Consider the following 13,085-nt stretch of genomic DNA (forward strand, 5'->3'; position numbering starts at 1 on the left):
ATGACGGACGACGCGCCGGCCGGACGCCTCACCCTCAACCTGATGCATTTCGCCCGTGCGCTGCGCGCCGCCGGCCTGCCGGTCGGGCCGGGCAAGGTCTTGCAGGCGGTGGAGGCGGTGGAGGCGGTCGGCCTGTCGAACCGCACCGACTTCTATTGGGCACTGCACGCCATCTTCGTGAACCGCCACGACCAGAGCGAGCTGTTCGACCAAGCCTTCCACGTCTTCTGGCGCAATCCGGACATCCTGAAAAAGATGATGTCGCTGATGCTGCCGAAGGTGCGGACGGAGGACCCGCCCGACCAGCCGGAAATGGCGCAGCGCCTTGCCGAGGCCCTGCACGGCAGCGGTACCGAACAGGAGGAGCCGGAAAAGACGGAGATCGAGATCGACGCCTCCTTCACCGTCTCCGCAGCCGAGCGGCTCCAGGCCAAGGATTTCGAGAAGATGACGGGGGAGGAGATGGCCCAGGCCAAGCGCCTGCTCGCCCGTCTCGCCCTGCCGCTGGCGGAGGTCACCACACGCCGCCACCGCCCCGACCCGATGGGGCCGCGGGTGGACCCGCGCGCCACGCTGCGGCGGATGCTGCGCAGCGGCGGCGACCTGTCGGACCTCGCCCGCAAGCGCCGCCGCACCCGGCCGCCGCCGCTGGTGGTGCTGTGCGACATCTCCGGTTCAATGACCCGCTATTCGCGGATGCTGCTGCATTTCATGCATGCGGTCACCAACGACCGCGACCGGGTCTACAGCTTCGTCTTCGGCACGCGGCTGACCAACATCACCCGCCACCTGCGGCACAAGGACGTCGATGTGGCGCTGGACGCCGTGTCGGGGGCGGTCGCCGACTGGTCGGGGGGCACACGGATCGGCACCGCGCTGCACGCCTTCAACCGGACCTGGGCGCGCCGGGTGCTGGGCCAGGGTGCGGTGGTTCTTCTCATTACCGACGGGCTGGACAGGGATGCAGGGGAAGGGCTTGCGGCAGAGGCCGAACGGTTGCACAAAAGCTGTCGGCGGCTCGTCTGGCTGAATCCTTTGTTGCGCTGGGAAGGCTTTGCGCCGAAATCCTCAGGCATCCGGGCGTTGCTGCCGCATGTGGACGATTTTCTTGCGGCCCACAGCCTGAACAGCCTCGCGGATCTGGCCGGCGCCCTGTCGGCCGACGGTCCGCGTCGTAGTCCGGGCTTGCGCCGCTGGTTGAAGGAGGCGGCGGGATGAACGACACCCTGATGGCGGACAACATCGTAGAGCAGGCAGCCGCATGGCGGACAGCCGGCCGCAGGGTGGCCCTGGCGACCGTCGTGTCGACCTGGGGCTCCTCGCCGCGGCCGGTCGGCAGCCAGATGGCGGTCGACGACCGCGGCTCCATGGCCGGCTCCGTGTCCGGCGGCTGCATCGAAAGCGCCGTGGCGCATGAAGCGGCCAAAACGATGGAGGACGGCGAACCGCGTCTGCTGTCCTTTGGCATCACCAACGAAATGGCCTGGGAAGTCGGGCTGGCCTGCGGCGGACAGGTGCAGGTCTATGTCGAGGCCGTGGAATGAAACGCGAAATTCTGGACCGGCTGCTCGCGGCGAAGGCCGACGCAATTCCGGCTGCCCTGGTGACCGATCTTAACAGCGGCCTCCAGACGCTTGTTTTCGAAGACACCGTGCATGGCGGCTTCGGGCTGGAGCCCGACCTGCTGGACGAGGTGCGCCGGCGCATCCGCCAGGATCGTTCCGGCATGCTGGTCGATCCGCAGGACGAGGACGGCTTCCGGCTGTTCGTGCATGTCCACAACCCGGCCATGCGCCTGCTGATCGTCGGCGCCGTGCACATCGCCCAGGCGCTGGCCCCGGTGGCGGCGCTGACCGGCTATGACGTGACGGTGATCGACCCGCGCGGCGCCTTCGCCACCGAGGCGCGCTTCCCCGGTGTGAAACTGAATCACCTTTGGCCGGACGAGGCGCTGGCCGAGCTGAAGCCCGACGTCCGCACCGCGGTGGTCACGCTGACGCACGATCCGAAGCTGGACGACCCGGCGCTGATCGCCGCCCTGCGCTCCCCCGCCTTCTATGTCGGCGCGCTGGGCAGCAAGCGCACCCATGCCCTGCGCCTCGACCGCCTGCGCGACGAGGGGCTGAGCGAAGCCGAGGTCAAGCGCATCCGCGGCCCGGTCGGGCTGTCGATCGGCGCCGTCACCCCGGCGGAGATCGCCATTGCCATCATGGGCCAGATCACTTGCGTGCGCCGGGGCGAAAATCATCCCTGCTGACGGCTGAGGACCAGGGTGGGGGAGCCATAGCCGTCGCCCCCACCCCACACCTTCCGCCCATTGCCCCGCTCCGGCCCGGTCGCCATATCCGTCGGCGAACACCGACCGCGCCCATCCGGAGCCCCCATGTTCTTCGGCCCGCTTCCCCTGTCCGACGCCGAGGGCGCGATTCTCGCCCATTCGCTGCGCCTGGGCTCCATTGCCTTCAAGAAGGGCCGCCGGCTGTCGGCCGATGACCTCGAAGCGCTGGGCAAGGCCGGCATCGCCGAGGTGATCGCCGCCAAGCTGTCCGACAGCGACATCGGCGAGGATGCCGCCGCCACCCGCATCGCCGCCGCTGTGGCGGGCGGCGCCGTCCAGGTCGCCGCCGCCTTCACCGGCCGGGTCAACCTGTTCGCCGAAGCGCACGGCCTGCTGCGCCTCGCCCCGTCCCGCATCGACGCGATCAACGAGATCGACGAGAGCGTCACCATCGCCACCCTGCCCGACTTCGCCCCGGTCGAGCCCGGACAGATGCTGGCCACCGTCAAGATCATCCCCTTCGCAGCCCCCGCCGACGCGGTGGAGCGGGCGGAGCGGATCGCCACCGACGGACCGCCCCCGCTGGCCGTCCTTCCCTACCGCCCGCTGTCGGTGGCGCTGATCCAGACACGGCTTCCGGGGGTAAAGGACAGCGTTCTCGACAAGACCGTCGCCGTGACGCGGGACCGGGTCGAGGCCATCGGCGGCACGCTGATCCACGACTCGCGCTGCGTCCATGACGAGGCGGAACTGGCGGCGCAGATCGCCGGGGCACCGGAGGCCGACCTGCTGCTGATCGCCGGTGCCTCCGCCATCACCGACCGCCGCGACGTGCTGCCGGCGGCCATCGAGCGGGCCGGCGGCGTGGTGGAGCATTTCGGCATGCCGGTCGATCCCGGCAACCTACTGCTGCTGGCGCGGCGTGATGGCAAACCGGTGCTCGGGCTGCCGGGCTGTGCGCGCTCGCCCAAGCTGAACGGCTTCGACTGGGTGTTGCAGCGCATCGCCGCCGGCATTCCGCCCAGCCGGGCCGAGATGATGCGGATGGGGGTCGGCGGGCTGCTGGCCGAGATCCCGACGCGCCCCCTGCCCCGCGCCGGCGTTTCGACCGAAACGCCCCGCGCACCGCGCGTCACGGCTCTGGTGCTGGCCGCCGGCCGTTCCAGCCGCATGGGGCCGACCAACAAGCTGCTGGCGGAGGTCAACGGCGCGCCGCTGGTCGCCCGTGCCGTCGATGCGGCCCTCGCCTCGCAGGCCGCCACCGTCATCGTGGTCACCGGCCACCAGGGGGAAAGCGTGGCGCGGGCGCTGGCCGACCGTCCGGTCACCTTCGTCCACAATCCCGCCTTCGCCGACGGGCTCAGCAGTTCGCTGCGCGCCGGTCTGGCCGCGGTGCCGAGCGAATCGGATGCGGTGGTCGTCTGCCTGGGCGACATGCCGCGGGTGGCGTCCGCCGTAATCGACCGGCTGATCGCCGCCTACAGCCCGTTGGAAGGCCGTGCGATCTGCATCCCGACCACCCACGGCAAGCAGGGGAATCCGGTGCTGTGGGACCGTGCCTTCTTCACGGAGATGGCGGCGCTGAGCGGCGATGCCGGGGCGAAGCGGCTGATCGGCCAGCATGCCGACCGGCTGTGCGAGGTGCCGGTCGACGATGCCGGCATCCTCTACGACGTCGATACCCCGGACCTGCTTGCCCGCTTCACCGAGGCTGCCGGCACTGGACCGGTCAGCGCGCCAGATCCAGCCAGCGCCGGGTCATCGCGCGGGTGAATTGCTCCGCCACCGGCAGGTGTGTGACGATCGAGTCTTCCAGCCCGTGCAGCATCTCCGCATTGCCCTGCCGCGCCTCTTCCCGGATGCGCGAGGCCCAGCCGCGCAGGATGTCGCCGGTGGCCTCGGGGTGGAACTGGAAGGCGTATGTGGCGCGGCCGAGGCGGAAGGCCTGACGGTCGCAGGCTTCGCTGTAGGCCAGCGGAACGGCGCCCTCGGGAAACTCGAAGGTGTCGTAGTGCCACTGGGCGAGGTTCAGTTCGGAACCGAAACCGCCGAGCAGCGGGTCGTCCTGCGCCCCGTCGGTCAGGCTGACGCGATGGATGCCCAGTTCCGGAATGGTGTGGCGGTAGACCTTGGCGCCATAGGCGCGGGCCGCCAGCTGCGCGCCCAGGCAGATGCCCATCACCGGCCGGTCAGCCTCGGTGAAGTCGCGGATCGACTCCATCACCCGGCTGAAATGCGGCCCCTTCTCGTCATCCCAGGCGTCCTGCGGACCGCCCAGCACCACCAAACCGGCATAGCCGTCCTTGTCGGGGATCGCCTCCCCCTCGTTGGCGGCGATGGTGACGAGGGTGGCGCCGTTGTCGGTCAGCGCATCGCCCACCAGACCGATGGGGGCGGTACGGCTGTTCTGAACGACCAGAATGCGCATGGGTCTGCTCGGCTCGCGTCGTTGGTAGGGCTGTCATCAAGTTGTGAGACCGTCGCGGGCAGAGTTCAAGCCGCAGCCGTCTCCGAAGCCATACGCCGATGTGCAAAGCCGCTATGCGCGGGGGCGGAAAGCTGGTCTAGAGTGTACGAAGTTTCCTGCCGGAGGTCCGTTCCTCATGCTGTCCCGCACCCGTCTCGTCGCAGCACCGCTGTTCGCCGTCATGCTCGGCGCCGCCCTGCCCGCCTGGGCGCAAAACGGCACGCTGACCTTCCTGCACGTCAACGACGTGTATGAAATAGCGCCGGTGAAGGGACAGGGCGGGTTTGGGCCGCTGATGGCCCTCTTGAAGCGCGAACGCGCCGCCGCCCCCGATGCGATCACCACGGTCGGCGGCGATTTCCTGTCGCCCTCGCTGCTGTCCGGCACGACACGCGGCGAGCAGATGATCGCGCTGTTCAATGCCATCGGCGTCGATGCGGTGACCTTCGGCAACCATGAATTCGACTTCGGTCCCGACCTGCTGAAGCAGCGCATGGCCGAATCGAAGTTTCCATGGATCGGCACCAATGTGCGGTCGGCCGACGGCTCCGCCTTCGCCGGCACGGTGCCGAGCTGGACCCGGACCATCGACGGCATCACCGTCGGCTTCCTCGGGCTGATCACCCCCGACACCGCCCGCCTGTCGAGCGCCGGGCCGAGCCTCGACTTCCCGCCGGTGCTGGAGACCGCGGCGGGGACGGTGAAGGAGTTGCGGGCGAAGGGGGCGTCGGTCGTGGTGGCATTGACCCACCTGACCATCGAGGAGGACCGCGAGTTGGCGTCCAAGGTCAAGGGCATCGACCTGATCCTGGGCGGCCACGACCACGACCCGATCAGCTTCTATGAGGGCTCCACCCTGATCCTGAAGGCGGGGCATGACGCACAGTATCTCGGCGTCGTGAAGCTGGCGGTCGAAACGAAAGATGCCGGCAAGGGTCCGGCGACCACCACCGTCCCGACCGAATGGCGCTTCGTCACCACCGCCGGCGTCGCTCCCGATCCGGAGGTCGAGACGGTGGTGGAGGGCTATACCAAGCGGCTCGACAGCGATCTGGCGGCGGTGATCGGCACCACGACGACGGAACTCGACAGCCGCAAGGATGTGGTGCGCAGCCGCGAGGCCAGCATGGGCAACCTGATCGCCGACGCCCTGCGCGACACGCTGAAGGCCGACGTCGCCATCACCAACGGCGGCGGCATCCGCGCCGACGCGCTGCATCCCGCCGGGTCCAGGCTGACCCGCAAGGACATCTTCGCCGAACTGCCCTTCGGCAATGTCGGCGTGCTGGTGGAGATGTCGGGGCAGGATCTGATCTCCACCCTCGAACATGGCGTCAGCAAGGTGGAGGAGAAGGCCGGCCGCTTCCCGCAGGTTTCCGGCCTGACCATGACCTACGACCCGAAGGCGCCGGCCGGGCGGCGGGTGAACTCGATCATGGTCGGCGGCAAACCGGTGGACCCGCAGGCGACCTACCGCGTCGCCACCAACGATTACATGCTGAAGGGCGGCGACGGCTATGCCGCCTTCCCGCGCTCCAAAGTCATCGTCGATGCGTCGGGCGCGGTGTTGCTGGCGACCATCGTGATGAACTACGTCGAGGCCAAGAAAACGGTGGCTCCGGCAGTGGACGGCAGGATCGTGGCAAAATAACGCAGGCGCCGGGACATTATAGTGCCCTGGGCCGTCACTCCGTTGCGCGTGGCGGCCATTTCCCTTTAGGGTAGCCCGTCCGCCCCGGATCCGCCCTCAGACCAGCGCCCAAGGCCGCCGCATGTCCGATACCCTGACCACCCGTTCCAACGACTTCGCCCAGACCTTCAACACCGCCCATGGCGAGGCCGGGCTGGGCCGGGTGTCGATCGCGCACATCCTGCAACGGGTCCAGACCGATCCGAGCTTCCTGTTCAGCCAGGAATTCCGCCAGGGCGCCGGGCAATGCCCGTTCCATGCCGGCAAGACCGACGGCGCTGCGGAAGCTGCGGCTCCGATCCCGCAGGACGATGCCGACAAGGTGGCCGTCAACAGCCTGCTGGCCCTGCTGTTCAGCCGGCTGCGCGACCACATCGCCGGCAAGCTGCCCTTCGATGCGGATGGCCGGCCGATGCTCCCCATCCCGCCGCGCTCCCCGCACGGGCTGGACCCGGCCGACCGCGCCGCCATGGCTGCGGCGGCGCCGGACGTGTTCTGCTCGGTCCTGCGCGACGCGACCTGCCATCTGCTGGACGGGCTGATCACCGGCTGGGCCGTCGATCTGGTGCAGGAGGAGGAGTATTTCCGCTCCCAGGGCTCCGGCGAGATCTCGCTGGAGGCGGCGGCAACCTTCGTCCTGCGCACCGTGTTGGAACATTCGCCGCTCTACCAGCGCGCCGGCTACGACATGCTGTCGATCACCAAGACCGGCAGCCACACCGCCATCCACATCTGCTGGGCGATGGTGGAGGCCGCACCGCTGCTGGTGCCGGGACAGGACGCCGCCTTCTACGACGACCTTGTCCACCGCAGCCTGAAGCAGATCGTACCGCTGTCGATGTCCAGCCTGGGCATGCTGGTCCATTACATGGAGGAAAGCGGGATCGAGCCGCCCGACGGCTTGGCGGTGCACCGGCTGCCCAAAGACCAGAAGGCCTTCATCCTGGACGCCAACGGGCTGATCCGGCTGAACGCCGATCCCATCGTCACCTTCGCCAAGCCGGGAGAGCGCTACTACACCGGCTGCCCGGCCTTCTACACCACCAACCTGATCAAGCTGTATCTCGACATCGTCGCCGGGCTGGCCCTCGACTACTCCGTCTACGACCGCCTGCAGGAGGGCTGAGCCCGATGGCCCGCACCAACGACTTCGCCCTGACCTATGCCGGCGCGCATGAGGAAGCCGGGATGACCCGAATCAACCTCGCGCCCATCCTGCACCGCATCGCCGAAGACCCGAACTATCTGCTCAGCGAGGAGTTGCTGACGCTGGCCGGCCACTGCCCGGCCCATGCCGACACCCGCAAGGAGGATTTCGAAAAGGTCGCGATCAACACGCTGTTGGGATTCCTCTATGTCGATTTGCGGGAGCACATCATCGCCCGCATGCCGCTGGACGATGATGGGCATCTGCGGCTGTACACCCCGCCGGAGTCGCCACACGGGCTGGACTTCGCCGATCCCGACGGCATGGCCGCCGCCGATCCCGACCGCATGGTCGGCTTCCTGCGCGATTCCGTCTGCCACCTGCTCGACGCCATCATCAAGGATTGGGCGATCAAGGTGATGGTGGAGGAGGACCGCTGCCGGACGGAGGGAACCATCACCGACATGGCCGCCGCCGGCTATGTGCTGGGCCGCGAATTGCAGAAGTCGGTGCTGCACGGCCCGTCCGGCTACGACATGCTGTCGATCACCAAGACCGGCAGCCACACCGCGCTCCATGTCTGCTGGAATCTGGTGGAAGCGGCGCCGCTGCTGCGGCCGGGGCTGGAGGCCGCGGCCTATGACGACCTCGCCCGCCGCAGCCTGAAGCAGGTGCTGCCGCTGGCGATGGGCAGCCTGGGCATGCTGTGCCAGTTCATGACGGCGGGAAAGATCGAGGCCGACGACCATCAGGCCATCCACCCGCTGCGCACCGACCAGTCGGCCTTCCTCTACGATCCGGACAAGGACCTGATCGTCCTCAACACCGACCTGATCGAGCCGACCGCGATGGCGGGAGAGCGCCATTACACCGGTTGCCCGGCCTTCTACGCCAACGGCCTGATCAACCTGTACATGGAGATCGTGCTGACGCTGGCCGCCCAGTACGGCATGTATGTGCGGCTGCAAGACAGGGTGGCATGACCCGTTTCCCGCAACGGGGTTCTTGACGGAACGCCGACCATGCCTATGTTGGCGTTCCGTCAGAGTCGGAAGGTTTGAGTTGGCGAAGAAAAGCACCCTGCGGGCGGTCACCACCACCGCGCTGGCCGATGCGATCAAGCGCAGCCGAAGCCGCATGGCGACGCCATGGCAGCGCGCGCTCGGCCATCTGGAAGCCGTGTTCATCGACCATGCGTGTTTCCGGCTGATCTATTCCAACACCTACCGCATCTCCCCCAACATGTACCGGGCGAGCCAGCCCTCGCCCTCGCACATCGCGGCGGCGGCGCGCAACGGGGTGAAGTCGATCCTGAACCTGCGCGGCTCGCGCGACTGCGCCTCCTACATCCTGGAGGCGGAAGCCTGCCGCGCCCATGGCCTGGAACTGGTCGATTTCCCGGTGAACTCCCGCGACATGCCGAAGAAGGAAACCCTTCTGAAGGCGCGCGAGCTGTTCAAGACGATGACCTATCCGGCGCTGATGCACTGCAAGTCGGGCGCCGACCGCGCCGGCTTCATGTCGACGCTGTATCTGTTCGCCCATGAAGGCCAGCCGCTCGAACAGGCGATGAAGCAGCTGTCGTGGAAATACGGCCATTTCAAGCAGGCGAAGACCGGCATCCTCGACTACTTCTTCGAGCTGTACGCCGCCTACAACCAGAAGCGTCCCATCGCCTTCTGGGATTGGGTCGAGCGCGTCTATGACCCGGTGGAGGCCAAGGCGAGCTTCCGGTCGCGCGAATGGGCCGACGCGGTGGTCGACCGGGTGCTGGGCCGCGAATAGAGCGGCCCCGGCGGCCCCAGTCCGTTCAGCGGGCGACGTACCAGTCGGCGCGGTGGTTGAAGGCGACGAAGGCGTTCAGCACCGCGGCCCCCAGGATGGACGCCAGCAGCGCCGGCCAGTCGAGCACGAAGGCCGCGGCCGAGAACACTGCCAGATCGAACAGCGACTGCAGCCAGCCGGCGCGGAAGCCGGTCTTCTCCTGCAGGTAAAAGGCGAGAATGCCGACACCGCCGCCGCTGGCGCCATGGCGGAACAGGGCGATGACGCCGATCCCGACGCAGAAGCCGGCCAGCACCGCCGCGACATAGGGGTTGATGGCGCTGAAGCTCATCATCGTCGGCAGCAGCCCGGACAGCACGGCGATGCCGGTCACCGCGACCAGCGACTTGACCGTAAATCCGACGCCGATGCGCGCCAGCGCAAGAAAATAAAAGGGCAGATTCACCAGGAAGAACAGAGTTCCGAAATCGATACCGGTTGCGTAAGAAATCACAAAGGCAAGCCCCGCCGCCTGTCCGGTGACCAGACCTGCGGCATGAAGAATGGCAATGCCGAAGGATGTCATGACAATACCGAACAGTTGTCCTTGCAAATTATCAAAGACACTGTGCGCCGCCTTCGGGCGCTCATAAGTGACCGACGCAGGGGATGACGAAATGGTCGAGGCGGAATTGTTCGTCATGCCAGCTACCCCTCGGTGTCGCCTGTGTGTTTACACGCGACGACCAATATAGGTCATTTCTGCTGACCTATCCATACTTCGCTTCGGTGAAGAGACGAGATATGCGATTTGCGCGGGGATGGCTGAGGTGGCGGTCCTTTGGTGCCAGCCGCCCCGCCACCTCCAACGTTTCGCGACGACGGCAACGAATGGGGAGGGGCGGCCACCGAACCCTGATGAACAGCGGAAAATCACGCCGCCAGCGTCCGCGCCAACGTGTCGCCATCGACGTTGCGGCCGGACAGAACCGCCACCGTCCGTCCGGTCCTACCCAGCCGGCCGCCGAGCACCGCGGCGATCCCCGCAGCCCCGGCTCCCTCTGCCACCACGCCGAAGGAGCGGTGAAGCGCCCTCATCGCTGCGGCGATCTCCGCCTCCTCCACCTCGACCACCCGGTCGACAAGGGTGTCCACGATTGCCTGCGGCAGCTTCCCCAGCGCATGGACGTTGATGCCGTCGGCCAGCGTCGGACCGCCTCGCCGGGCGAGGCGCACGCCAATCACCCGCACCCACGGATTCTGCGCCTTCACCGCGGCGGCCACCCCGGCCAGCAGTCCGCCGCCGCCGACCGGCACCACCACCGTGTCGACATCCGGCCGGTCGGCCAGGATCTCCAGCCCGACGGTTCCCTGCCCGGCGATCACGTCGGGATCGTCGTAGGGGTGTAGAAAGGTCAGCCGCCGTTCCGCCGCAAGTTCCAGCGCCCTGCCCTTCGCCTCGCCGACCGTGGCGCCGTGCAGCACCACCTCGGCACCCAGTTCCGCGGTGCGCTCCACCTTGCAGCGCGGAGCCGTCTCCGGCATCACGATGGTGGCCCGCACCCCCAGCCGGGCGGCATGCAGCGCCACCCCCTGGGCATGGTTGCCGGCCGACATCGCCACCACGCCGCCGGCCCGCTCCGGCGCCGTCAGCCGCAGCAGGCGGTTCAGCGCGCCGCGCTCCTTGAAGGCGCCGGTGGCCTGGAACACCTCCGCCTTCAGCCACAGGTCCCGGCCCAGCGTCGGCGCATGCAGCAGCGGCGTGCGGACGATCTGGCCGGACAGCCGCTCGGCGGCATCGGTCACCGCCGATAAGGGCAGCCACGCCGGCAGGCGGTCTTCAAGGGATGGGTGGCGGGCAGCGCAGACGGAAAGGGTGCGCGCGGCATCGGCATGCGCGGTGAACATCGCGAAAATCCTCGGCGAACGAATTTTTGGGTAAGTCGGGCGTGCCCGGACCGCCTCAGCGGACCGGGAGAATAATTCGCGCCGAGCCACACATTCGCTCGCCGAACCGGACGCCAAAAGACGACACCGCAACAGCGATCAGAGATTTGGACCTGTCATGAACCGGATTGAGGGTTCCGGGAACCACATGGTGCAGCGACACGCCACACACTCCACACGACCATTGAACACGAAGACGGCAACTCTCCGACGCTTCAGAGCGCCGGGCCGGTAATTCGCATTCGCATGGTGTCGGTGGTCTTCATGGGATCTGGATACCCGTTGTTGCAGCGGCGGTCAAGCCGTCATCGTTCAAATTGTCGCAGGTCGATACGCCCGTTCACATCACCTCGACCCGGTTCCGCCCGAGCGCCTTGGCGCGGTAAAGCGCCTGATCGGCCCGCCCCAGCACGCTCTCCACCGTATCTCCCAGCCTCCGCACCTCGGTCAGACCGAAGCTTCCGGTCAACTGGAAGGTCCGGCCATCCGGCAGCTCGATCGCCAACGCGGCGAGGCCGCTGCGCAGGCGCTCCGCGATGGCCACACCGTCGGCACGCGAGCTGTCCGGCAGCAGGATGGCGAATTCCTCCCCGCCGATGCGGCCGATCTGGTCGGTCGCGCGCATCTGGCCGCGGATCACCTCGACCACCCGGCGAATCGCGATGTCGCCGGCACCGTGGCCCATCTCGTCGTTGATGCGCTTGAAATGGTCGATGTCGAGCATGATCAGGCAGGCCATGCCGGCGGCTTGACGCCCCTCCGGGGCGACGTCCAGCCCGGTCAGCAGACGTTCCAGAAGCTCCAGAATATGCCGGCGGTTGTGGGCACCGCTCAACGGGTCGGTGGTGGCGAGACGCTGGAGTTCGCGCTCCATCCGCCGCCGCTCCGTGATGTCGGTGGCGATGGCGATCACACCAGTCGCGGCACCGTCCGGCGCGGTCAGCGGACGCTTCACCACCAGCAGCTCACGCGCATCGCCGTCCGGCCCGGCGACGCTGGTTTCGAAGGAAAAGGCCGTCGTACCGGACGGAGCCTGTTCCGGAAAATCCCGGCCTGGAAGTTCCTGCCCCTCGGATGACCATTCGGCCTCATCGGTGGCGTTCGGAAACAGCTCTCGGAAGGCACGGTTGCACAGGGCATAGCGGCCGGCCGAGTCCCTGTACCAGACCGGGCTCGGCATCAGCTCCACCAGATTTTCGATGAAGCGGCGCTGCTCCTCGGCCAGGGCGGTCTGCCGTTCCAGCTGTGCCGTGCGTTCGGCGACGCGATGCTCCAGCGATTGGTTCAGCGTCTCGATGGTAACCAGATCGCGCCAGCCGCGGACGGCGCTGACCAGACTGGTGAACAGCTTCTGGGCGGTCAGCTCCGCCTTGCTTTTGTAGTCGTTGATGTCGTAGGCGACGATGGCGTCGCGTTCCGGCGCCTGTCCGGGCTGGCCGGTGCGCAGAATGATGCGGATGTGGCGGTTGCCCAGATCGCGCCGGATGTGATGGACCAGACGCAAGCCCGCATCCTGCGTTTCCATCACAACGTCGAGAAGGACCACGGGCAGGTCCGGCCGTTCGGCCAGGATTGTCCGCGCCTCCGCTGCGGAAAAGGCGCTGACGATGGCGAAGCGGCGGCCTTCGAACTCGAAATCGTTCAGCAGCACGCGTGTCATCGCATGCACCTGCTCGTCGTCGTCGACCACCAGCACCGGCCATGGCACAGCCGTCGTCGTCAGCCGCGCCGACGCCGTGCCGGTTTCGTCATCCTCGAACATCAGATCGTCGGGCGACATGTCACCTGCCGG

Annotated in this window: 12 protein-coding genes; 8 read left to right on the top strand and 4 right to left on the bottom strand. The window is 67.6% G+C overall.

All coding sequences use genetic code 11. The features are described from left to right. From ABNQ39_RS16695 to ABNQ39_RS16710, 4 genes are all read left to right on the top strand, one after another. The gene (locus ABNQ39_RS16695) at positions 1–1,218 is read left to right on the top strand and encodes a vWA domain-containing protein (protein WP_376961827.1); all 1,218 of its coding nucleotides are present in this window, start codon (positions 1–3) and stop codon (positions 1,216–1,218) included. Further along, positions 1,215–1,544, top strand: coding sequence for an XdhC family protein (locus ABNQ39_RS16700; protein ID WP_174469352.1), 330 nt, complete (start codon positions 1,215–1,217; stop codon positions 1,542–1,544). The genes ABNQ39_RS16695 and ABNQ39_RS16700 overlap by 4 nt, the downstream gene beginning before the upstream one ends. After that, positions 1,541–2,257, top strand: a complete 717-nt coding sequence (locus ABNQ39_RS16705) for an XdhC family protein (RefSeq protein ID WP_376961830.1) — start codon at positions 1,541–1,543, stop codon at positions 2,255–2,257. Before ABNQ39_RS16700 ends, ABNQ39_RS16705 begins: the two co-directional genes overlap by 4 nt. A 126-nt stretch (positions 2,258–2,383) precedes the next feature. After that, on the top strand, positions 2,384–4,051 hold the full coding sequence (locus ABNQ39_RS16710) for an NTP transferase domain-containing protein (RefSeq protein WP_376961833.1): 1,668 nt from the start codon (positions 2,384–2,386) through the stop codon (positions 4,049–4,051). Here the strand turns inward: ABNQ39_RS16710 and ABNQ39_RS16715 are convergent. Continuing rightward, complete coding sequence (locus ABNQ39_RS16715) at positions 4,008–4,706, bottom strand: type 1 glutamine amidotransferase (protein ID WP_376961835.1); 699 nt, start codon at positions 4,704–4,706, stop codon at positions 4,008–4,010. The two genes, ABNQ39_RS16710 and ABNQ39_RS16715, sit on opposite strands and share 44 nt — an antisense overlap. 175 nt (positions 4,707–4,881) lie before the next feature. Between ABNQ39_RS16715 and ABNQ39_RS16720 the strand changes: the two genes are divergently transcribed. The 4 genes from ABNQ39_RS16720 to ABNQ39_RS16735 all read left to right on the top strand — a co-directional run bounded on the left by ABNQ39_RS16720 (position 4,882) and on the right by ABNQ39_RS16735 (position 9,367). Continuing rightward, on the top strand, positions 4,882–6,396 hold the full coding sequence (locus ABNQ39_RS16720; RefSeq protein WP_376961838.1) for a bifunctional metallophosphatase/5'-nucleotidase: 1,515 nt from the start codon (positions 4,882–4,884) through the stop codon (positions 6,394–6,396). 121 nt (positions 6,397–6,517) lie between these two features. After that, on the top strand, positions 6,518–7,561 hold the full coding sequence (locus ABNQ39_RS16725; protein ID WP_376961840.1) for a hypothetical protein: 1,044 nt from the start codon (positions 6,518–6,520) through the stop codon (positions 7,559–7,561). Positions 7,562–7,566: 5 nt separating this feature from the next. Continuing rightward, positions 7,567–8,565, top strand: coding sequence for a hypothetical protein (locus tag ABNQ39_RS16730; RefSeq protein WP_376961843.1), 999 nt, complete (start codon positions 7,567–7,569; stop codon positions 8,563–8,565). Positions 8,566–8,644: 79 nt separating this feature from the next. Next, positions 8,645–9,367, top strand: a complete 723-nt coding sequence (locus ABNQ39_RS16735) for a fused DSP-PTPase phosphatase/NAD kinase-like protein (RefSeq protein WP_109447108.1) — start codon at positions 8,645–8,647, stop codon at positions 9,365–9,367. A gap of 25 nt (positions 9,368–9,392) precedes the next feature. Here ABNQ39_RS16735 and ABNQ39_RS16740 read toward each other — a convergent pair whose 3' ends face one another. From ABNQ39_RS16740 to ABNQ39_RS16750, 3 genes are all read right to left on the bottom strand, one after another. After that, positions 9,393–10,049, bottom strand: a complete 657-nt coding sequence (locus ABNQ39_RS16740) for a YitT family protein (protein ID WP_376961845.1) — start codon at positions 10,047–10,049, stop codon at positions 9,393–9,395. A gap of 230 nt (positions 10,050–10,279) precedes the next feature. Continuing rightward, positions 10,280–11,254, bottom strand: coding sequence for a pyridoxal-phosphate dependent enzyme (locus tag ABNQ39_RS16745; RefSeq protein WP_376961848.1), 975 nt, complete (start codon positions 11,252–11,254; stop codon positions 10,280–10,282). Positions 11,255–11,633: 379 nt separating this feature from the next. Beyond that, positions 11,634–13,073, bottom strand: coding sequence for a GGDEF domain-containing response regulator (locus ABNQ39_RS16750; protein WP_376961851.1), 1,440 nt, complete (start codon positions 13,071–13,073; stop codon positions 11,634–11,636). Positions 13,074–13,085: the final 12 nt, after the last annotated feature.

Source organism: Azospirillum sp. A26 (assembly GCF_042604635.1).
GTDB classification, from domain to species: Bacteria; Pseudomonadota; Alphaproteobacteria; order Azospirillales; family Azospirillaceae; genus Azospirillum; species Azospirillum palustre.

What these genes read in the sequence shown, in the direction of transcription:
- ABNQ39_RS16725 (WP_376961840.1), top strand. Translation starts at nt 6,518, where the DNA reads ATGTCCGATACCCTGACCACCCGTTCCAACGACTTCGCCCAGACCTTC.
- ABNQ39_RS16745 (WP_376961848.1), bottom strand. Translation starts at nt 11,254, where the DNA reads ATGTTCACCGCGCATGCCGATGCCGCGCGCACCCTTTCCGTCTGCGCT.
- ABNQ39_RS16715 (WP_376961835.1), bottom strand. Translation starts at nt 4,706, where the DNA reads ATGCGCATTCTGGTCGTTCAGAACAGCCGTACCGCCCCCATCGGTCTG.
- ABNQ39_RS16750 (WP_376961851.1), bottom strand. Translation starts at nt 13,073, where the DNA reads ATGTCGCCCGACGATCTGATGTTCGAGGATGACGAAACCGGCACGGCG.
- ABNQ39_RS16700 (WP_174469352.1), top strand. Translation starts at nt 1,215, where the DNA reads ATGAACGACACCCTGATGGCGGACAACATCGTAGAGCAGGCAGCCGCA.
- ABNQ39_RS16720 (WP_376961838.1), top strand. Translation starts at nt 4,882, where the DNA reads ATGCTGTCCCGCACCCGTCTCGTCGCAGCACCGCTGTTCGCCGTCATG.
- ABNQ39_RS16740 (WP_376961845.1), bottom strand. Translation starts at nt 10,049, where the DNA reads ATGACGAACAATTCCGCCTCGACCATTTCGTCATCCCCTGCGTCGGTC.
- ABNQ39_RS16710 (WP_376961833.1), top strand. Translation starts at nt 2,384, where the DNA reads ATGTTCTTCGGCCCGCTTCCCCTGTCCGACGCCGAGGGCGCGATTCTC.
- ABNQ39_RS16695 (WP_376961827.1), top strand. Translation starts at nt 1, where the DNA reads ATGACGGACGACGCGCCGGCCGGACGCCTCACCCTCAACCTGATGCAT.
- ABNQ39_RS16730 (WP_376961843.1), top strand. Translation starts at nt 7,567, where the DNA reads ATGGCCCGCACCAACGACTTCGCCCTGACCTATGCCGGCGCGCATGAG.
- ABNQ39_RS16705 (WP_376961830.1), top strand. Translation starts at nt 1,541, where the DNA reads ATGAAACGCGAAATTCTGGACCGGCTGCTCGCGGCGAAGGCCGACGCA.